The organism is Sodalis sp. (in: enterobacteria) (assembly GCF_036327475.1).
Classification (GTDB): domain Bacteria; phylum Pseudomonadota; class Gammaproteobacteria; order Enterobacterales; family Enterobacteriaceae.
The window spans coordinates 726547-746111 of record NZ_CP132913.1 but is presented as its reverse complement, the minus strand read 5'-3'; the positions used below and the strand labels follow the sequence as shown (position 1 = coordinate 746111).

Here is a 19565-nt window from a genome sequence, read left to right as displayed (position 1 = left end):
TGTGTAAATGCGCATAGCAAACTATAAAAGGAATATGAGATGCAACTGAACAAAGTGCTAAAAGGGCTGATGTTGGCGGTGCTGGTCTTGGGGATTGCCGCATGTAGTTCTCACAAAAGCGCCAACAATGGCGACGAATCTGCCATGGGCACCGGTGCTGGCACTGGCATGGATATGAACGGCAACAAGGCGTCGTCCGACGAGCAGGCTCGTCTGCAAATGCAAGAGCTTCAGCGCAACAATATCATTTACTTCGATTTGGATAAATACGATATTCGCCCTGAGTTCGCTCATATGCTTGACGATCACGCTAATTTCCTGCGCGGCAACCAGTCCTATAAAGTAACCATTGAAGGCCATGCGGACGAACGCGGTACGCCGGAATACAACATCGCACTGGGCGAACGCCGCGCTAATACCGTGAAGATCTATCTTCAAAGTAAAGGCGTATCCGCAGATCAGATCACTATCGTATCTTACGGTAAAGAGAAGCCGGCTGTACTGGGTCACGACGAAGCCGCTTACGCTAAAAACCGTCGTGCCGTCGTGGTTTTTTACTAAGAGTCTTGTATGAGCAATAGCTTCAGACCTTATCTGTTGAGTCTGTCGTTGTTGATTGGTGTGGTGCTTCCCTGCGCCGTTACCGCCCAAGCGCCAATTAGCAATATCGGCTCCGGCTCGGTAGATGACAGGGTCACTCAACTTGAGCGCATTTCCAATGCGCACAGTCAACTGCTAACCCAACTTCAGCAGCAATTCGCCGATAATCAGCGCGATATCGACTTGCTGCGCGGCCAGATTCAGGAAAACCAATACCAGCTGTCGCAGGTCGTCGAGCGGCAAAAACAGATCTACCAGCAGATGGATAGCTTCTCTGGCCAATCGCCGGCTGCTTCCCAAGACGGTCAGTCACAGGCATTCACGCCAACCGACGGCGACAGCCAAGGCGTGACGCCGGCTGCCAACACGGTCATCTCCGACATCGGCGACGCCAACACCGACTACAATGAGGCGGTGGCGCTGGTGCTGGAGAAAAAACAGTACGAGCAGGCCATAAGCGCGTTCCGAAACTTTGTTGAACGTTACCCTGATTCTACCTATCAACCCAACGCCAATTACTGGCTTGGGCAACTCAATTATAATCAGGGTAGAAAAAACGACGCACTCTATTATTTCGCCCTAGTAGCGAAGACCTACCCAAAATCCCATAAAGCGCCCGACGCACTGTTGAAGGTAGGCGTTATCATGCAGGAGAAAGGCCAGAAAGATAAAGCCCGGGCAGTGTATCAGCAGGTCGGAAAACTATATCCTAGTGCCGAGGCGGCCAAACAGGCTCGAAAACGGCTGGCGGCTCTGTAACCTGACGGATTTATCGGGCACCAACGCCGAAGACCAGCGCCCATCTTTGGTCGGCCGACGGTACCACTTCGCCGAACCCTTCAGCTCTATACCGGCAATTTTCTCACCGGCTCACCAAGGCGGCGAACATCTCAACCACAGTGGTGTCGCGCTGGAAAACGAATTTTACCCGACAGCCCAGTATCCAGAATGGCCTTAGCCCGCATGCGGGCTAAGGTCTACGGAAGCCTGCACTTTGCAAACACGTTACCGGCTCCTTGCACTGCAAACGGTTTGCTGAGTAAATTTATCCCTACTGTCGGCTCTCTGGTGGTTGCTGCCTGATATAAGCGGGCTATATAATGCGTAGAGTTATCATGACAATCTTAGGACTGTGAGGAGTCGCGTAATGGCTGCAACTAAACTGGTTCTGATGCGTCACGGGGAAAGCCAGTGGAACAATGAAAACCGTTTTACCGGTTGGACCGATATTGACCTATCTGATAAGGGCCGAACCGAAGCGAAGCAAGCAGGTCAGGTACTGAAAACGGAAGGCTATGTGTTTGATTTTGCCTATACCTCTGTACTGAAGCGCGCTATTCACACCCTTTGGAGTGTCCTGGACGAACTGGATCAGGCCTGGCTTCCAGTGGAAAAATCCTGGCGTCTGAACGAACGTCATTACGGTGCACTGCAGGGACTTAATAAAGCCGAAACCGCGGAAAAATACGGTTGTGAACAGGTAAGACAGTGGCGTCGCGGTTTTGCGATCACCCCGCCGGAACTGACTCGCGAAGACGAGCGTTTCCCGGGACACGATGCGCGTTATGCTAACTTGACCGCTGCAGAACTGCCTATCACCGAAAGCCTGGCGTTAACCATCGATCGCGTGATTCCTTACTGGAACGAAACGATTCTGCCTCGCATGAAGAGTGGTGAACGGATCATCATCGCCGCGCACGGCAACTCCATTCGCGCCATAATGAAATTTCTGGACAATCTGAGCGAAGAAGAGATTCTGGAACTGAACATCCCGACCGGCGTACCGCTAGTGTACGAATTCGATGGCAATATGAAGCCGATTAAGCACTACTACCTCGGCAACGCTGACAAAATCGCTGCCAAAGTCGCCACTGTCGCTAATCAGGCTAAAGCGAAATAATCGCGCGTCCTGCCTATGGCGGCAAGACGACGCCGTGCCGAGGCCGCCACTATTAGGGAGGTTCGGCGCGGTTTTTTATTTCTGCCGGCGCGTACTTACTGCTGGCGCAAGCTGCTTTTTCATCACAACCGATAAAGGCATCCGCCACGCTCTAGCTCATACACCAGAGCATTCGGCCTGTCGCCCTGGTTTTCTTCCACCAGGTGACTTCTACCATCACCCCGATAACACCAGTTTCGCTAACTGTTCACAGACATCTTCCGTCAAGGTCATTTGCTTTTAAGTTGTTTGATGCTGTTGGCATGACTGCAATCGATCATCACCAGCGTCGGCAGCCCGAGCCTTGGCGAGCTTTCCTTCACGGCCTGCACGTGAAGGGTGTTGTAGTTGGGTTCGCGGCCGCCGAGCAAAATGATATGATAGGCATTACCACTGGTGTTGACGATAGCGGAATGGCCTCATTTAGTGACCGACAAAGTAGTGCGGCGCGCCGGCGGCGTTGATAGCGTTAATGGCGACTTTAATGGTGCCGTCGGTGCCGTTTTTGAAACCCACCGACAGGGAAAGCCAGGAAGCCGGCTCACAAGTGCGCCTGAGATTCGTGGGCGCGGGCATCAATGGCACCTCAGCTCATCAAATCAACCAGATATTGTGGGGTGATTTATCGAGACACTCGCCCGCTTCAGGCAGGCCGCTGTCGTTAATCGTCAATAAACGGCGCGCGATACGCAGACACTCGTTGATTTGGAAACTGACGTCCATGTAGGGGCGTTGATTAGCCTTTTCAGCCGACCGTAATACGCTATTTCTCAAATTTAAGCAGGCGTCCGGCATATTCAGAACGACTTACGGATTGTGAATCGAACGGGGGCCAATCACTACCAGTAGACGATCATCATTACATTTGAGGCGAATCGTTGATCTCGGTAATGAGTAAATCATTATTGGCACGACGAAAAAGGCAACTCAATCTTATCCATTGTGGTGTAAGCTGTAAATCCACAAGGCGTCATTAAAAGCTCCTCCAGTCAGCGCCGACTTTTATTTTTCGCAGCGGGATGCTCTGCGTCTCGACATTCTCTCTCCAGCAGATTTTTACCTGCTTGGCTTTACCAAAATGGGTTAAAAAGAAAAAACTATTCAGACGAACATCAGTAAAATGTCAATGCTTTTTACGGCTATGACGCTCGGGAGCGGTGTAGTACCCCTGGTAGTCGCCCGGACAAGGATCTAACGTGGGCGGCAGCGACGGCGGCGCTGCTGAACTGCAAAACAACGCACCCAATAGCGTTGATAATAAGGATATCAATAAAGGATATCGATAATGGTAGAACCAGTACTAATACTGCTAACACCACCACCGATACCGATGCTTCCGGCCTGGAGCAGCATAAAATATCATGTGTAAAGATGGCCGTTGCCCAGACGTCAACAAGAAAGTAGAAACCAGTACCACCGGCACTGGATCGCCAGACGGTATCAAACTGATGGTACAACGCAGTAAGCCGCGACGGAACTGTCAGCTGGCTTCGTTGCCCGCCTTCCGATCGGGCAGATCAAATCAGGCTCTTGCCTGATTTTTTACTCGCGAGGTTTCATTGCCACCAGTTAGCCGAGCCGGGCCGAACGATTTTGCTAATCGCGCTCTGGGATTTGCGAGCACTTACTCATTCACGCCACATGGGAAGCGGCGCATGCGAAGGCGTGAAACCTTTACGCATGTACCCTGAAGGTGGAGCCTTTACCGCGATAGCAGGCGACAATGCGTAGGTGAAAACGCGATGATTGCGCCTAAACTGATAGGGCAATGCAGCCAATAACCGATATACTCTGTGGGCGACACGGGCTGAGAACGAATACAGGCTAAGCCGCCAGCGTCCGCTTGGCGCCAGACAGACAGGAAAATTTATGCCGGCAGATCTTCTCTATTCCCACGTATCTGTAGCCGCAACGCAGGTGCAACACGGCAGTCATCGTGGGCACGAACATGAGTACCCGTCACCTGATGCGCAAATGAGCGCGCATAGACGCCTGTTGGCGGCTTTTATCATCACGGCGCTGTTCATGCTTGTTGAGGCGGTCGGCGGCTGGTTATCGGGATCGTTGGCGTTGCTGGCGGACGCCGGGCATATGCTGACCGATACCGCCGCGCTGCTGATGGCGTTACTGGCGGCAAGCTTTACCGCCAACCGACCCAATAGCCGCCACACCTTTGGTTATCTGCGTTTGACCACGCTGGCGACGTTTCTCAATGCGCTGGCGCTGCTGTTTATCACGGTAATGATCGTATTGGAAGCCGTGCATTGCTTTCTTGTCCCTCAACCCATCGCCGACTGGAGCATGATGTCCATCGCCGTCGCCGGATTGGTGGCGAACATAGTCTCGTTCTGGCTACTGCACGGCAATAGTGGCGAAAAGAATATTAATCTGCGCGCGGCGGCGCTGCATATTTGGGGGGATTTGCTCGGATCGGTCGGCGCCATTATCGCCGCGCTGGTGATCCTCTATACTGGTTGGCTACCCATCGACCCGCTGTTGTCGATTCTGGTTTCTTGTCTGGTACTGCGCAGCGGCTGGCGGTTGCTATGTGAAAGCCTGCACGAACTGTTGGAAGGCACGCCCCAGCAGTTTAATATTCAGAAACTCAAGCGAGAAATGACGCGAAATATTCCCGAAGTGCGCAATATTCATCATATCCATCTCTGGCAGGTTGGCGAGCGGCCGTTAATGACGCTGCATGTACAGGTCATTCTACCCCGCGACCACGACGGGCTCTTGCATCGTATCCAGGATTATCTGCTTGAGCACTACCACATCCAGCACGCGACCATCCAAATGGAGTATCAGCTCTGCGAAGAAGATCATTGTGTGATCCATCAGGGCGCAGTGAACCTGCACGCTCATCACAACCATTAACCTCGCTAGACCTCGACCTGGCCGTAACCCGGCCAGAGGGCTGACGTTGCCGTTGGCCCTTTCCTTTTGATAGGCAACCGCTAATCGCATGCTGAATGGGTGGCCCTTAGCTAAAAACCAATCGCGCTGAGTTTCCGCTGGCATTTCATGGCTTACCATGAATTTACGTACCGTGGCGCGGAGTGTGCAGTAGCGGCGAATAAAAATGCGCACGAATTACCAATGCGCATGGTCGCCGTCGGTAAAGGGCGCGCCGTGCCAGCCAATAGAGCAAGGGAAAGAATATTGGTTGGTGAGCTTTTCAGGGCCATTGCCAGGTCGGCGCTTGACTCGCCGTCAGATCGGATAAGCACTCGATAATACTCTCGCTGCAAACGGTCTTCGCGTTCGGCTTCGTTGTGTAGGGAACTGTTGGCCAAAATCTGACCGTGTGGATGGGTGTTGGAGCAGAGCACGGTGGCACCTTTGTTCTCGAACACCTGCACCCAGGAATGGGTTTTACCTGGTTCTGCGCTTTGCTCGCGCCAGGTGGCGATCACCGCCCCCAAGCGCTGGCAGCGACAGCTCGGGAAGCGTTTTGCTGTGGTCCGGAGAAAAGCAGATTACCCGGCTGGTACCACTGACGCTTTGGCTACGAAATAGCCGCTCATCGCTGGACCGTGTGTCTGGGTATCTGGCATAAGCGCGGCAAAATCGTTAGTAAAGACGCGCGTAGTGCCGGGATTACGATCTCTGGTAATGCGGGTAGAGCCTGGACAAAGGCGGCAGTTCGGATTGTACGCCGGCAGAGTTTGCGCTGAAGCCGTTTTCTGCTGGCTTTCTAGGAGCGCTTGGCCCGGTGAGGTGAAACCAGGATTCACTGACCGGTATGTGATTAAGCGGTTGCATAAGATCCCCTTAGTCCTGGTAGCTGTGCTGGTGCCTGGACTGTCAACGCCAGGTGTCGCGGACTATATCTTCCTGCGTTCGGGTGGACGCGCCAGTTCAATTCCAGCGCAGCTTTTCCTAGCACTGCTCAGTAGGCGACCAGATCGCTGTCGCGTCAGGAGACGAAATGGTAAGGCAGTGACTTACCGCACGCCTGGCTAAAGGCTTCCACCGCTTAGCCAAGATGATAGGTACACACGCCAGGCCGGTCGCGCAGTGTGGTCAGCGCAGAAAGATGGCTAGCGGCCAAATCTAAAACATGAATATGGAGTCGTGAACCGCTGGTAGCACGAAAATCATTGTCGTAAATCACCAGAGAGGGCGATATCCCATCGTACCTGGGAAATAAAGGATGGATACCGACCGGATGAAATAGCGTAATAGACTGATGATCCAGCGGAGATCGGCGTTCTTCAGATCCTAAAGCATCTGTTCGACCATCAATTTGCTGCGACCATAGGGGCTGGCAATGCCCGGTTGGCAAGCTTTCGTCGTAAGGGGGTGGCTGAACGCTGTCAACAGTGGCCGAGGAGCTGAATATTAGGTTGGGCAACGCCGGCCTCCTGCCTAGCAAAATGCATTACCGCCTCAATATCGTGCTCGGCGAAAATCTTCGCCAGTAGTTTCCCAGCCGCGTATGTTGTTTTGATAAAACACCGGCGCGTGACCGCTTAATCGGCCAAGGTCGCCATAACGGAACTTTTGCTGTTACATAGGTTGTCGACAATTACGGGCATGACGCCGGCAACGATAAGCTGCAAACAGGTATAGCTACCGATGTAACCGATTCCACCTGTAATCAGGACATAGTCAACTCCCTCAACGAGGATACCTTAGCATGCTCCACCTAAGGAAAAGATCATTCTGTCGCTCATACTAGCGCAAAGATACCCATCAGCGCCAGCCTTACGCTCTCTTCCTTATTACCCAACCACCCTTCAATGGGCGTGAACAGCAATGAGAATAGAGTAAATCTTACACGCAAGGGAGAGGATGATCCGAGACGGCAAGAGAACAAGGCGCGAGTTCTTGGGCAGGATGACGTGCCGCAAGGGAAGGAGTGCGTCCGTCAGCGTGGTATCAGGGAGAGGCCGGCACGGCCACTGACGCCGGCCTGGATAGCGCCACGTCAGGCGTCGAACGTTTCTGGCTGATAGCGATAGTGTTCTCCGCCAGGCACGAAGGTTAGCTGGTGGGCAATACATTCCGATGCATCTTCGGCATATCTTGGCCAATCAACACGCCTGTCCAGAGGCGCGCCAGCTGGCTGTTAAGCGGCTTAAAACCCTGCAGCGGCTCGAAGAATCAGCAAATCCGGCCGCACTATCAGCGCCTGGCATAGTAGCACTTTACAGAACTCTCCAGTGGAAAGGTGTTTGAACCGGCGTGTTAGCAACTGGCTGATACCGAATTGATCCGCCAATATTTATTAGCAGCGCGCATTGTCGTGGCACTGCTGCTGAATAATCTTCGTTGAGGTATTGCCTGTGTCATCTTTGCCGGGGTCAGCAGGTTGGTTTAGTCCACTACTACTTCTCTTCCAACCGCTGTATTTGCTCCAGCGATAGACGGGCAATGCGCCGATAGTCGGTGTGGCGTTCGCCATCCAAAAGAGTGAGCTCCTCAACCAACACGCCTCAGGGCGAATTTTCCGCTGCCGTTGGCACCGACGCAAGCCCAACTCTGGCCCGTAGTAATGCTCACGTTAGCGGATATCGTTAAGGCGGAATAAGCCTTGCGAAATTTGCAGTGAAGGCATCGATTGTTCCTTTGAATGCAGCGGGGAATTTGTGCGGCGACGTCAATGGCGGCCGGGCCGGCTTTAGCACAGCATTATTCTGCTATCAGCTGCGGCGGCGATAACTTTAACCTAGTGTTTATCACAGTCAGTGCCGTGGTGCACAGCTGCTGGCTACCTGGTAGAAGAATAAGCGCTTCATCGTTTTCCCTACCGCGTTCCAAATGAGTTAAGAGTGCTGTGCAACAATGGAAAATTGACCGCGTGCGCTGGCTTGCAGAGAGAAGCGCGCAATTACCGCTAACAGGCCGTCTAACGGTAAGCTATCGTCCTGCGGGACATTGAAGACTTTTTGCTGAATTTGCCCTAGTAGGTCGTAGAGTTGTAGCAATCGCTCCGCGTAACAGGTCAACGTAATGCCGCTGCCCTTTGTCGCCGGTTACGTACACTACCAGCGCCTGTTCCGCCAATGAGCCCATGGCGTTGATGGCATCCCAGGCCTTTGCAGCTGACGCCCGCCAGTTTCGCGCCCTGGACTGATGGGGAGCCGGTGGCGCGGATCTGTTTGAGTAGCGCAATGCGGGGGGGGTCGGCGAACAGTTGCTGATGGAGTTTCCGGATTAACAGAATTTCTGCCTGCATGCAGAAATCCCGTGGCTCAAAAGGAAATTTTTGCTTATCCGACGACCAGCGGCAATAACGCCAGTCACAAAATAACATAAAAGGCCTAATCGCCGCGGCTAGAAACTGGTATAAAGATAATGAAATAACCACTATGTGCCAACTAGCACCTATATAAGGTAACGATGCTTGAACTACTACGTCATTTAGTAGTGTCGTCATGACGATTGCCCTGGGACTGATTTACCTGCTGGGAGACTTGTTCAATATCATTTAAATTTAGGTAGCCCAAACAGCATCACCAGTCGGACGACGATGTAAACCGGCTTCCCGTCCGCCTCTAGTCGGGTCGCCGCCGTCCCGTGCCAAGGCGCACGTCTAAAGTCTAGCGCCCCATTTCATGTTCTTCCGGACGCGGTGCCCGCGTCGACTGCGCCAGGCGGTACTCTCCTTCGCGCCTTATCCCGTGCCCTACGACCCGAAGCGCGTCCCCTGTCCGATCCTGCTCTTTTCGTCCGTTTCGCCGTTAGTCCGTTTCGTCGTTATAATTACCGTCTTCGGACATGTGCCGTTGGCGGGGTTTTACGCATACTTTGTGGGCGTTTAATAAGTATTTCAGTAATCAACGAGGATGTAATGGAACAACGGGAAAGCGGCAAACTACGGGTCGCGGTACTGTTCGGCGGCCAATCAACCGAACACGAAGTGTCGTTGCGCTCATCGTTGAATGTCATTCGCGCCATCGACCGGCAACGATATGATTTGACCCTTATCGGGGTAGATAAACACGGGCGTTGGACGTTGTGCGATGAGCAGGACTATCTGCTTAATCTTGACGATCCTGCCGCCATTCGCCTGGCGCCGGCGCAGCGTTATCTGGCTGTCGTGCCCGGTCAGCAGCGGGCACAGCTGATTGATGTCGCCAACGGCCAGCCATTGCCATCGATTGATGTTGCTTTCTCGGTGTTGCACGGCGCCAGCGGTGAGGACGGATCGGTGCAGGGACTGCTCAGGGTTCTTAATATTCCCTATGCCGGGCCGGACGTGCTGGGGTCGGCGGTCTGCATGGACAAGGACATGACAAAGCGTGTGCTGCGCGACGCAGGGGTGCCGGTTACGCTTTCGGTGACTCTGCTGCGCACGGGCGACGCGGCGCCGGATTTCGACGCTATCGTTCGCCAGCTTGGCCTGCCTCTGTTCATTAAACCTGCCAGTCAGGGATCGTCGGTGGGGGTCAGCAAGGTGTCCGACCGGGCCACATTTGACACGGCGTTGGCGCTGGCTTTCCGTTATGATGTTAAAGTCTTGGTTGAACAGGCGGTAATCGGACGGGAAATCGAAACCGCCGTTCTAGGCAACGACTCTCCGGAAGTGAGCGTCTGCGGCGAGATCCTCGCCAACGACGAATTTTACGCCTATGACACCAAATATTTGAAGGGCGCCCATGCTGGACTGGTTATTCCGGCGTCGCTGACTGCGCCCGTCGCAGACGCTATCCGCCAGACAGCTCGGCAGGCGTATCTAGCGCTGGGCTGTAGCGTGATGGCGAGGGTGGATTTCTTTTTGACCGAGCAAGGTGAGATTCTGCTAAACGAGGTCAATACCTTGCCTGGCTTTACCTCCGTCAGTATGTACCCCAAACTGTGGAAAGCCAGCGGTTTGAATTATTCAGCGTTGGTAGAGCGCCTTATCACGCTGGCGCTGGCGCGCGCCAGCACAGCGAACATCAATCAAACCGAGCGCTGAGACACGTTCGCTATTTGGCATGCTGAGACCGTTCATTCTCCGGGTGGGCACCCGATCTGCCGCGGGCTGCTGGATGAAGGCGCCAGGTCAGCGAACGGCTTTGGTTCGGACAGGAAGGTGCGGCCAGCAATGGCGCATCGCCCCTGGCGAGTGTGTCAAGCCAGCAGGCGCTGGCGGATAAAATCATGGGCGGCGCGTTGTTGTCGCCGATAACCACATCGGCGCGCGCTTTGATAGCATCGTTGCTCCATCGCCATGCCGAGGGCGGCGTCCCCCAGTGTGTCAACTGGCGGGCCTTATTGTTGCCACTTAGGGCGATATCTACGTTGGAGGTGGTGAACTTCCAAATCGCCGTCGCCTCTTTCGCCACCGCCAGGCTGTCCATTTGCACATGCGTTGGGCGGCTGCGCCGGCGGTAGAGTTTCAAACTAGGCCAGGAAACGCAGAACATGATCGCTCGGGTGTTAATACAGCATTCATCCACATACAACAGGGTGTGTATGGTGCAAGTTGTTGGCGTGTCTATCTCTCGCGCCGATAGGACGAGTAGGCCGGTGACCACCATACTTGTAGGCTGGCGTCGCGCATCTGGCGCAAAGTGGTAATGGATTCCAGCAGTATACGTTTCTGTCGGATCAGCAACGTGCCGTCCAGATCTAGGACAAATAAGGTAATAATAAATAGTTTTCTAGTGTAGCAATGTTACAACCCTCGGTGCAGCGGCGAAAACCGTGATAATCTCGGTAGATAACGCGCCTTAACGGTGGCAGGTTTATTTGAGGCGTGCCGTTGATGTGACGAACCTTGCCAAACGCCATGCCGCCACAAAAGCGAAATGAGGAGAACACATGAAGCACATTGTCTACGTTGCCAGCCCGGAAAGTCAGCAAATTCACGTCTGGCAAATGGACGAACAGGGTGCGCTAACCTTGCTGCAAGTCGTGGATGCCCGCAGGCAAGGGCAGCCGATGGCAATCCACCCGTCGAACACATACCTCTATATCGGTGTTCGACCTGCCTTCGGCGTGGTCAGCTACCGCATCGATGAACGAGGATTGCTGAGCGAGGCCGGAATAGCGCCACTGCCGGGCGGCCCGACGCAACTGACCACCGATTTGCAGGGCACGACTCTGTACAGCGTTTCCTATAGCAACAGCTGTTTGAGCGTCAGCCCCATCGACGAACAGGGTGTCGTTGGCGCGCCACAACAAACGTTTAAAGGGTTAATCCATTGCCATTCGGCCAATGTCGATACTACCAATCAGGTGCTGTGGGTGCCCTGCCTGCAAGAAGATCGTATCCGGCGCTATGCGATTGGCGAAGCCGGCCGTTTAGTACCCCTTACCCCTGCGGCGCTGGACAGCGTGGCCGGGGCCGGGCCGCGCCACATGGCATTCCATCACGGCGGGGATTATGCCTACGTCATCAACGAACTTAGCGGCACGGTCAACGTGATTGCCATTGACGCTGCCGGCGCCGGTCCGCACATTGTGCAGACGCTGGACATTATGCCAGACGATTTCGGCGACACCCGCTGGGCGGCAGATATTCATATTACCCCCGACGGTCGCTGGCTTTACTGTTGCGATCGTATCGCCAGCGTCATCAGCCGGTTTGCAGTGACGGAAAACGGTGGTGTATTGCGTCTGTTAGGTCATCAGGCAACAGAAACCCAGCCACGCGGATTTAATATCGATAGCCAGGGGCGATTTTTGGTAGCTGCCGGGCAGAAATCGCACCATATTACGGTGTATGCTATTGAGAGGCAATCGGGTGAACTATCGCCGCTGGCGCGCTACGCTGTTGGGCAGGGGCCGATGTGGGTGTCTATTCTGGCGCGGTAAAATGCCACGTGTTGCGCCTTGCCACCTGTGATGCGCTGCCAAGCGTGTGAAAATGCACGTTAAAGCCAATCATCGCGTCACTGGCGTTTTCATTTACCTCCAAATGTTCGACATCCAGCGCATGGATGGTGAGCTGGTAGCGGTGCGTTTTCCACCCGGCGGTGGCGCGCCGCCATAACCCGTGCTGCCGAAATCCGTGCGTCCCTAAACCATACCCGTCTGTAGATGGTCATGGCCGGAGCCAGCGCCCTGTGGTAGCATGCGTACGTCTGCCGGAATATTGCCGGGGCCGATCGGCGAGTCTGAGTCAAAAACGGTGATCACGAAGCTTTTCGCCAGATGCGGCGAAATATTATCACCTTGATATCCAATACCGTTGAACATATACCGCTCGGGTAACGTCTAGCCGGGCTGCAGATCGTTGCTGATTAAGGTAAGCGCGCTGGCATTATCCTATCGTAAATTCTGTGCGTGTCGCCGTCGATGAGGTATGATTCTGATCGGTAACCAAAGGGCCATCCGTTACCAAGTAGGACTGTCAATCGTCGGTGCGCTCAAATCGTTCGTCAGTCGCCGGCATTCATCTTCCACCAGGAACGGGACAACTTAACCGATTACACGCTTGCTCGCCACCAGCGGTGTGTCGTCAGGCTTTTCGCATGATGCAATACGACTGGCGCATGGCAAACCGGCGGCCGCCGGTTTGCCATCGGCGAACGTTTGCTCGATAAGCACCATGGTCGCCGGGATAAAACACCATGTCAAAATCCTCGGCCCGCAACGTATCCACTCTGACGATCGCCGCTAGCGCCGTGCCTGCCGCGTAGCACGGCCGGTGCAAAACGTTCAGTGTCCTGGGTCTGCACGTCCGGTTCATCACTTTTCGGAACCAGCGGCGGTTGGCTACCTTTCGGCGAGGCCAAGGTCATCTCTACACCGGTGTCGTACAGGGTATATAATACGGTGCGACCAAAGAAAGCCAGGACCGGTCTGCTTATCGGTGTCGCCCAACCGGTCATGGGGGTGTTAAGATCTGGGATGTTAAGATCATGGCCACTTTCATCAATGCTCTCCATCGATTGCGGCCCGATGGATAATGGCACGTCGGATTCGTCTCCCGTTACGTTCAGTGGTTGCGTATGTGACCGGGCGCGCATGGCACCCCGCCGGCGCGTCAGGAGAGGAAATGCACCGACCTGTCCAGAGCACCGGCGATGGCGTCGATAAGCCGCGCCAGCGCCGCCGGTGAAATAATGTAAGGCGGCATGAGATAAATCAACCTACCGAAAGGACGGATCCATACGCCGCAGTCGACAAACCAGCACTGTAGCGCCGCCATATTCACCGGTTGTGTCGTTTCCACCACGCCAATGGCACCGAGTACCCGCACATCGCGCACCCGCGGATGGTCGGTTAGTGGCGTCAGTCCGGTGCTGAGCTGGGCGGCGATCGCCGCCACGCGCGGGCGCCAGCTTTCGTCCTCAAGTAGCGACAGACTGGCGTTAGCGGCGGCGCAGGCCAGGGGATTGCCCATAAACGTCGGGCCGTGCATGAAACAGCCGGCATCGCCGTCGCTGATCATTTCCGCCACATGGCGGCGGGTTAGCACGGCGGAAAGGGTCAAGGCGCCGCCGGTTAAGGCTTTTCCCAAGCACAAAATATCCGGCGTGATGCCGGCGTGATTGCAGGCGAACCATTCGCCGGTGCGGCCAAAACCGGTCGCGATTTCATCGGCAATCAGCAGTACGCCATAGCGATCGCACAGCGCTCGCGCCCGCCGCAGATATTCGGGGTGATAAAAGTGCATTCCGCCCGCGCCCTGGACAATGGGCTCCAGGATCACCGCCGCCAACGTGCTATGGTGGGCGGTAAACAACGCGGCCAGCTGTGCATCGTCGCCTTCGCGCCAAACCTCGTCAAAACGGCGCTGGGGCGCGTCGACAAACCGGTGCGGCGGCAGGTAGCCCTGGTACAGGCTGTGCATTGAGTTATCAGGATCGCAAACTGACATCGCGCCGAAGGTATCGCCGTGGTAGCTCTGGCGCATGGCCAGCAACTCTCTGCGTGGTTCGCCGCGCGCCTGCCAGTATTGCAGTACCATTTTTATCGCTACTTCCACGGCCACCGAGCCGGAATCCGCTAGAAAGACGCACTCCAGGCTCTCTGGCGTCAGCGCCACCAGGCGACGACACAATGCCACCGCAGGCGGATGGGTAATGCCGCCAAACATCACATGGGACATGCGACTGATTTGGTCGTTCATCGCCTGATTTATCACCGGGTGATTGTAGCCGTGGATGGCCGCCCACCAGGAAGACATACCGTCCACCAGTCGGCGGCCGCCGCTTAGGGTCAGCTCGCAGCCGGCGGCAGAAACGACGGGATAAGTAGGCAGCGGATGCGTCATGGAGGTGTAAGGATGCCAGATATGGCGGCTGTCGAAGGCGAGGTCATCGGCCTGCATCGAAATATCCTGTAAACTAAAATTTAAATATATGGTTGACAGTATAGCGGTAAACTTTACACTGGTGCCATCTATTTCCTTCAAGATGCTGTGGGTAACCGTTATGTCAACTTCTCAACGCTGGACTCTGGCGCAGGCCAATACGCTGTTTGATAAACCGTTTCTTAATCTACTGTTTGAGGCCCAGCAGGTGCATCGCCTGCACTTCACGCCCGGTGAAGTACAGGTCAGCACGTTGCTGTCGATTAAAACCGGCGCCTGTCCCGAAGATTGCAAATATTGTCCGCAGAGTGCGCGTTATCATACCGGACTTGAAAGCGAGCGTCTGATGCAGGTACAGCAGGTGCTTGACGCTGCCCGTAAAGCACGTGACGCCGGTTCTACACGCTTTTGTATGGGGGCCGCCTGGAAAAATCCGCATGACCGAGATATGCCGCTGCTGGAGCAAATGGTGCAGAGCGTAAAAGCGATGGGACTTGAAACCTGTATGACGCTCGGCACGCTCAACGACCGACAGGCAGAGCGGCTGGCGGAGGCGGGACTGGATTTCTATAACCACAACCTAGATACTTCACCGGAATTTTACGGCAGCATCGTAACGACTCGCAGTTATCAGGACAGGCTCGATACCTTGAGCAAAGTCCGTCAGGCGGGCATCAAAGTCTGCTCTGGTGGCATCGTCGGGCTCGGTGAAGATATCCGCGATCGTGCCGGATTGCTAGTGCAGTTGGCCAATTTACCGACGCCGCCGGAAAGCGTGCCGATCAATATGCTGGTGAAAGTGAAAGGGACGCCTCTAGCCGATAACGACGATGTGGACGCCTTTGATTTCATCCGCACCATTGCTGTGGCGCGCATCATGATGCCGCGATCCCACGTACGTTTGTCTGCGGGACGGGAGCAGATGAACGAACAAACCCAGGCGCTGTGTTTCATGGCCGGCGCCAACTCCGTCTTTTACGGGTGCAAATTACTCACTACGCCTAACCCGGAAGAAGATCGCGACATAGCGCTGTTTCGCAAATTGGGTATTAATATCGAGCGTCGTGCCGCGTCCGATGGCGACGTTGATCAGCAGGCGCAACTGATCGGGCAACTGCTGGCAGCGGATACGCCGCAATACTACAACGCAGCGCGCTAATGGCCGGCGAGTGGATGACACGCATCGACGATGCGCTGGTACAGCGGCATCGGGAGCGAACATATCGCGAACGCCGGGCAGTAAGCGGCGGCAACGGTCGCTTCCTTCACGACGGCGATAAATCGTACTTGAATTTTTCCAGTAATGATTATCTCGGACTGGCGCGACACCCTGAGGTGATTGCAGCGTGGCAGCGTGGCGCGGCGCAGGAGGGAGTGGGGTCGGGGGGATCGGGACATGTTACTGGTTACAGCCTTTATCATCAGCAGCTGGAGCAGCGGCTGGCCGACTGGCTGGGTTACCCGCGCGCGCTGCTGTTTACCTCGGGGTTTGCCGCCAATCACGCAGTGGTGGGTGCGTTAACGGCCTCAGGTGATCATATTTTGGCGGATCGCTTGAGCCACGCTTCCCTGCTAGAGGCGGCCATCCAGTCGCCGGCAGAATTACGGCGTTTCGCCCATAATGATCCCCTCGCCCTGCAACGTCTGATGCGGCAGGACTGTGCCGGTAATCGCTTGGTGGTCACAGAGGGGGTTTTCAGTATGGACGGTGATCGGGCGCCGCTAGCAGCGTTGACACAGGCGACGCAGGCGGGCGGCGGCTGGCTGATGGTGGATGATGCCCACGGTATTGGCGTGGTTGGCGAAGAAGGGCGTGGCTGCACCTGGGCGCTGGAAGACCGACCGGCGCTGCTGGTGGTCACCTTTGGCAAAGCGGTTGGGGTCAGCGGTGCGGCAGTGCTTTGCGCGGCGCCTGTCGCGGAGTATCTGCTGCAATTCGCACGCCACTTGATTTATAGCACCGCGCCGCCGCCGGCGCAGATAGCGGCCATTGATTCCGCGTTGACGATCGTGCGCTGCGGGGACGCGTTGCGCCAGCGGCTTGATGACAATATCGCCCGTTTTCGCCGCGGTGCCGTGTCGCTCGGGTTTAGGCTAGCGCCGTCGGATACCGCGATTCAGCCGTTGGTGGTGGGGGATAATTTGCGCACTCTGTGCCTGGCGGAGCGCTTGCGCGAGCGCGGCGTGTGGCTGACAGCGATCCGCCCCCCTACTGTCCCGCCCGGCAGCGCGCGGCTGCGTATCACGCTCACAGCCGCCCATCAGGCCCAGGATATCGATGCACTGCTGGAGGCTTTATCCGATGCGCAATCCGATTTACCACACAACGCTTGAATCATCTGTCGATCACAAGCAGGGCATCGCCCACAGTTTCAGCCGCGCTGCCCCGCATTACGACCGCTATGCGACGTTTCAGCGCGCCTGCGGCGATCGCCTCTGCGGCCTAATCGGACTGGTTAAAGGGCAACGTCTATTGGATGCGGGCTGCGGTACCGGCTGGTTTAGCCGACGCTGGCAGGCGCAGGGCCAGCGGGTCATCGCCCTGGATCTCTCCGCTGCCATGCTGGCCCGTGCCCGCCAGCAGCGGTCTGCGGGTGCATATCTATTGGGCGATATTGAACGACTGCCACTGGCGACGGGATCGATGGATGGTGTTTTCAGCAACCTGGCGGTGCAGTGGTGCGATTCTCTGCCGCGGGCGCTGGCGGAGCTGCACCGCGTGCTGCGGCCCGGCGGCACGTTGGCTTTATCCACTCTAGCATCGGGGTCATTGGCCGAACTGGAACAGGCGTGGGGACTGGTGGACAGCGGTGTGCACATCAATGGTTTCCTTTCTGAGGCCGCGATCGCCGAAGCGTTTGCTCCCTATCGGTATCGCCTGCTGACCGAACCGCATCATCTGTATTACCCGAGCCTAACCGACCTGCTGCGGGAGATAAAAGGGGTGGGGGCCGGGTATTTACACGGCGGACGAGCCCCCGGTTTAACCAGCCGGGGCCGTCTGCGGGCGCTGGAAACCAACTGGCCGCACCATCCGGCTGGTCTGCCGCTCAGTTATCGCGTGGTGTATGGGGTGCTTTACCGTGACTAAACGTTTTTTTATTACCGGAACCGATACCGATATTGGTAAAACTTTGGCGGCCTGCGCGATATTGCAGGCCGCCGACCGTGCGGGTTATTGCGCCGCGGGGTATAAACCGGTAGCCTCGGGATGTGAACTGACCCCCGCAGGGCCACGCAACGGTGATGCGCTGGCGCTAATGGCCAATGGCAACGTAGCGCTGGCGTATCATCAGGTTAATCCGCTGGCGTTTATCGAGTCGACCTCGCCCCATATTGCTAGCCGCGATGAGGGCCGGCCTATCGCCGCCACCGAGTTATCGGCGGGGCTTCGCGTGCTGGAAACTGCTGCGGACTGGCTGGTCATTGAAGGGGCGGGAGGCTGGTTTACTCCGCTGGGGGAAACGCTCTCTTACGCTGATTGGGTGGCCGCTGAGGGTCTGCCAGTGATTCTGGTGGTTGGGTTGAAGCTCGGTTGCATCAACCATGCGCTTTTGACCGCGCTGGCGGTGCGCCAGGCTGGGCTACGTCTGGCGGGGTGGATTGCCAACCATCCCGCGCCAACGACCCATCGACTGCAAGATTACCTGACAGCGCTGCAAGAGCGACTGGCGGCCCCGCTATTGGGCGAAATTCCCTGGCTCAAGGCGGCGGGCACTACAACTCTTGCGAACTATCTCGATCTGTCGCTGCTGGACGCGGTCCGTTCGCCCTGACTTTATCGGAGGCGGTCGGTGGCATTTGGCCCCGCTCATCATCGTCATGGCTGTCGGCTAAGGTCTGCTGGAAACAGTAGTTGAGATAGTAAAGCGTGCCTTGAGGCCTGGTCAACTCGCCAAATAACTTGAATCAGCACATTGTCCTGCTTGTTCCTGGGCTACATGGCGGCCGCCCTCCAACGGGAAATAGCGATCGCCAGCAAAAGGAATCACTGCTCCACCAGCAATAAAGTCAGCCCGAAGTCGTGCTACATACGCTGCAAAATGTCGCCGAACGCTTGCGCCACCGCCGTCAGCCAGGTCATTGATAGGCTCATCAGGAATCAATAACTCAGGTTTCGGTATCAGTGACCGGACGATGGTGAGTTGTTACTGGTGGTCGGCGGTGGGTTCGCTGGCGCGCTGCTGTCGCATGGCGTAGAAAAGGGAAACAAATCGTGCACTATTTCCGGCACCTGCCTGTATGATTGCGATAGATCAGCAAGGTGACGTGAAGATTCTCCTCTGCTCTCAATTTGGAAAACCTGCTTCTCCTATGGGCATAACTAATGCCGCGCGGCGCGGGCGATGTCGGAATGTAGGCTTGAGAGCGTGGCAACTTCAGGCCAATAGTTACTTCGGAGGCGTGTTAGACAGGGATGTGCTGAGAAAAGTATTCATCGCAGCGCTTTGTCGGAAAAAGTCCAGAGTAATGCACTTTGTTGGTGCCGAGCACGTTTTGTGGTACAAGGTGCCAGAGCAGCTCTATCAGAGAGCAGCGGCACCGCGCCCATCGCCAGCACGACGACGTCAGCTTGTCGTAGGACTAGTTATTTTGGCATAACGCAGTCCGTAATAAAGATAAAATAACTAAAACCTTTTCTCGTCTTTCAAGTTATTCAATTTGTGGAACGCGAGCCACAATCGATGTGGTGGGAGTTATCCACTATTCCTATGGATAGCCGTGTGTATTAGATTTAGGAAAACGCGCCGGGGCAAGGGCGGGAGCGGCTTGATTGCGTTTTGCCTGTATTACCCATGCTTGTAATTATTTACGTTTTAAAACTAG

Annotated in this window: 14 protein-coding genes and 6 pseudogenes; 12 read left to right on the top strand and 8 right to left on the bottom strand. The window is 55.6% G+C overall.

Annotation, left to right across the window (positions count from 1 at the left end; translation table 11 throughout):
- Positions 1–39: 39 nt before the first annotated feature.
- The 3 genes from pal (at position 40) to gpmA (ending at position 2500) form a co-directional block, all read left to right on the top strand.
- Positions 40–561 (top strand): peptidoglycan-associated lipoprotein Pal, encoded by a 522-nt coding sequence (pal, locus tag GPOALKHO_RS04090; RefSeq protein WP_406703124.1) that lies wholly within the window; start codon positions 40–42, stop codon positions 559–561.
- 9 nt (positions 562–570) lie between these two features.
- A complete protein-coding gene (cpoB, locus tag GPOALKHO_RS04085; RefSeq protein WP_406703123.1) occupies positions 571–1359 on the top strand; it encodes a cell division protein CpoB in 789 nt (262 codons plus the stop codon).
- A gap of 388 nt (positions 1360–1747) precedes the next feature.
- The gene (gene gpmA, locus GPOALKHO_RS04080; protein ID WP_406703121.1) at positions 1748–2500 is read left to right on the top strand and encodes a 2,3-diphosphoglycerate-dependent phosphoglycerate mutase; all 753 of its coding nucleotides are present in this window, start codon (positions 1748–1750) and stop codon (positions 2498–2500) included.
- 75 nt (positions 2501–2575) lie between these two features.
- On the opposite strand, the pseudogene GPOALKHO_RS04075 reads toward gpmA, so the two are convergent.
- Positions 2576–3409, bottom strand: a pseudogene (locus tag GPOALKHO_RS04075) (3-deoxy-7-phosphoheptulonate synthase); the annotation flags it as partial.
- Positions 3410–3900: 491 nt separating this feature from the next.
- Here GPOALKHO_RS04075 and GPOALKHO_RS04070 point away from each other — a divergent pair.
- Both GPOALKHO_RS04070 and zitB read left to right on the top strand, forming a co-directional pair.
- A complete protein-coding gene (locus tag GPOALKHO_RS04070; protein ID WP_406703119.1) occupies positions 3901–4077 on the top strand; it encodes a protein YbgS in 177 nt (58 codons plus the stop codon).
- Positions 4078–4513: 436 nt separating this feature from the next.
- Positions 4514–5416 carry a CDF family zinc transporter ZitB gene (gene zitB, locus GPOALKHO_RS04065; RefSeq protein WP_406703117.1) on the top strand — a complete coding sequence of 301 codons (903 nt, stop codon included), beginning with the start codon at positions 4514–4516 and terminating at the stop codon, positions 5414–5416.
- Positions 5417–5536: 120 nt separating this feature from the next.
- Here zitB and galT read toward each other — a convergent pair.
- From galT to GPOALKHO_RS04050, 3 pseudogenes are all read right to left on the bottom strand, one after another.
- Positions 5537–6272, bottom strand: a pseudogene (galT, locus tag GPOALKHO_RS04060) (galactose-1-phosphate uridylyltransferase); the annotation flags it as partial.
- Positions 6273–6346: 74 nt separating this feature from the next.
- Positions 6347–7173 (bottom strand): annotated as a pseudogene (locus tag GPOALKHO_RS04055) (NAD-dependent epimerase/dehydratase family protein).
- Positions 7174–8334: 1161 nt separating this feature from the next.
- Positions 8335–8723, bottom strand: a pseudogene (locus GPOALKHO_RS04050) (molybdenum-dependent transcriptional regulator); the annotation flags it as partial.
- Positions 8724–8919: 196 nt separating this feature from the next.
- On the opposite strand from GPOALKHO_RS04050, the pseudogene GPOALKHO_RS04045 reads away from it, so the two are divergent.
- Positions 8920–8979 (top strand): annotated as a pseudogene (locus GPOALKHO_RS04045) (AcrZ family multidrug efflux pump-associated protein); the annotation flags it as partial.
- Positions 8980–9338: 359 nt separating this feature from the next.
- Positions 9339–10448 (top strand): D-alanine--D-alanine ligase, encoded by a 1110-nt coding sequence (ddlA, locus tag GPOALKHO_RS04040; RefSeq protein WP_406703116.1) that lies wholly within the window; start codon positions 9339–9341, stop codon positions 10446–10448.
- Positions 10449–10458: 10 nt separating this feature from the next.
- Here the strand turns inward: ddlA and GPOALKHO_RS04035 are convergent, their stop codons facing one another.
- Complete coding sequence (locus GPOALKHO_RS04035) at positions 10459–11013, bottom strand: hypothetical protein (protein WP_406703114.1); 555 nt, start codon at positions 11011–11013, stop codon at positions 10459–10461.
- Between the two features lie 283 nt (positions 11014–11296).
- On the opposite strand from GPOALKHO_RS04035, the gene pgl reads away from it, so the two are divergent.
- Positions 11297–12292 carry a 6-phosphogluconolactonase gene (gene pgl / locus GPOALKHO_RS04030; protein ID WP_406703112.1) on the top strand — a complete coding sequence of 332 codons (996 nt, stop codon included), beginning with the start codon at positions 11297–11299 and terminating at the stop codon, positions 12290–12292.
- On the opposite strand, the pseudogene GPOALKHO_RS04025 reads toward pgl, so the two are convergent.
- The 3 genes and pseudogenes from GPOALKHO_RS04025 to bioA all read right to left on the bottom strand — a co-directional run bounded on the left by GPOALKHO_RS04025 (position 12276) and on the right by bioA (position 14756).
- Positions 12276–12676, bottom strand: a pseudogene (locus GPOALKHO_RS04025) (YbhB/YbcL family Raf kinase inhibitor-like protein). The gene pgl and the pseudogene GPOALKHO_RS04025 overlap by 17 nt on opposite strands.
- 377 nt (positions 12677–13053) lie before the next feature.
- Positions 13054–13368 carry a hypothetical protein gene (locus GPOALKHO_RS04020; protein ID WP_406703110.1) on the bottom strand — a complete coding sequence of 105 codons (315 nt, stop codon included), beginning with the start codon at positions 13366–13368 and terminating at the stop codon, positions 13054–13056.
- A 98-nt stretch (positions 13369–13466) separates the two neighbouring features.
- Positions 13467–14756 (bottom strand): adenosylmethionine--8-amino-7-oxononanoate transaminase, encoded by a 1290-nt coding sequence (gene bioA, locus GPOALKHO_RS04015; protein WP_406703108.1) that lies wholly within the window; start codon positions 14754–14756, stop codon positions 13467–13469.
- Positions 14757–14859: 103 nt separating this feature from the next.
- Here bioA and bioB point away from each other — a divergent pair, with 103 nt between their 5' ends.
- The 4 genes from bioB to bioD are packed head-to-tail and all read left to right on the top strand — an operon-like array spanning position 14860 to position 18514.
- Positions 14860–15897, top strand: a complete 1038-nt coding sequence (gene bioB, locus GPOALKHO_RS04010; protein WP_406703373.1) for a biotin synthase BioB — start codon at positions 14860–14862, stop codon at positions 15895–15897.
- Positions 15897–17072, top strand: coding sequence for an 8-amino-7-oxononanoate synthase (bioF, locus tag GPOALKHO_RS04005; RefSeq protein ID WP_406703106.1), 1176 nt, complete (start codon positions 15897–15899; stop codon positions 17070–17072). Before bioB ends, bioF begins: the two co-directional genes overlap by 1 nt.
- Positions 17041–17829 (top strand): malonyl-ACP O-methyltransferase BioC, encoded by a 789-nt coding sequence (gene bioC / locus GPOALKHO_RS04000; protein WP_406703104.1) that lies wholly within the window; start codon positions 17041–17043, stop codon positions 17827–17829. The genes bioF and bioC overlap by 32 nt, the downstream gene beginning before the upstream one ends.
- Complete coding sequence (bioD, locus tag GPOALKHO_RS03995) at positions 17822–18514, top strand: dethiobiotin synthase (protein ID WP_406703102.1); 693 nt, start codon at positions 17822–17824, stop codon at positions 18512–18514. The genes bioC and bioD overlap by 8 nt, the downstream gene beginning before the upstream one ends.
- Positions 18515–19565 lie beyond the last annotated feature (1051 nt).

What these genes read in the sequence shown, in the direction of transcription:
- pal (WP_406703124.1), top strand. Translation starts at nt 40, where the DNA reads ATGCAACTGAACAAAGTGCTAAAAGGGCTGATGTTGGCGGTGCTGGTC.
- cpoB (WP_406703123.1), top strand. Translation starts at nt 571, where the DNA reads ATGAGCAATAGCTTCAGACCTTATCTGTTGAGTCTGTCGTTGTTGATT.
- gpmA (WP_406703121.1), top strand. Translation starts at nt 1,748, where the DNA reads ATGGCTGCAACTAAACTGGTTCTGATGCGTCACGGGGAAAGCCAGTGG.
- GPOALKHO_RS04070 (WP_406703119.1), top strand. Translation starts at nt 3,901, where the DNA reads ATGTGTAAAGATGGCCGTTGCCCAGACGTCAACAAGAAAGTAGAAACC.
- zitB (WP_406703117.1), top strand. Translation starts at nt 4,514, where the DNA reads ATGAGCGCGCATAGACGCCTGTTGGCGGCTTTTATCATCACGGCGCTG.
- ddlA (WP_406703116.1), top strand. Translation starts at nt 9,339, where the DNA reads ATGGAACAACGGGAAAGCGGCAAACTACGGGTCGCGGTACTGTTCGGC.
- GPOALKHO_RS04035 (WP_406703114.1), bottom strand. Translation starts at nt 11,013, where the DNA reads ATGGTGGTCACCGGCCTACTCGTCCTATCGGCGCGAGAGATAGACACG.
- pgl (WP_406703112.1), top strand. Translation starts at nt 11,297, where the DNA reads ATGAAGCACATTGTCTACGTTGCCAGCCCGGAAAGTCAGCAAATTCAC.
- GPOALKHO_RS04020 (WP_406703110.1), bottom strand. Translation starts at nt 13,368, where the DNA reads ATGGAGAGCATTGATGAAAGTGGCCATGATCTTAACATCCCAGATCTT.
- bioA (WP_406703108.1), bottom strand. Translation starts at nt 14,756, where the DNA reads ATGCAGGCCGATGACCTCGCCTTCGACAGCCGCCATATCTGGCATCCT.
- bioB (WP_406703373.1), top strand. Translation starts at nt 14,860, where the DNA reads ATGTCAACTTCTCAACGCTGGACTCTGGCGCAGGCCAATACGCTGTTT.
- bioF (WP_406703106.1), top strand. Translation starts at nt 15,897, where the DNA reads ATGGCCGGCGAGTGGATGACACGCATCGACGATGCGCTGGTACAGCGG.
- bioC (WP_406703104.1), top strand. Translation starts at nt 17,041, where the DNA reads ATGCGCAATCCGATTTACCACACAACGCTTGAATCATCTGTCGATCAC.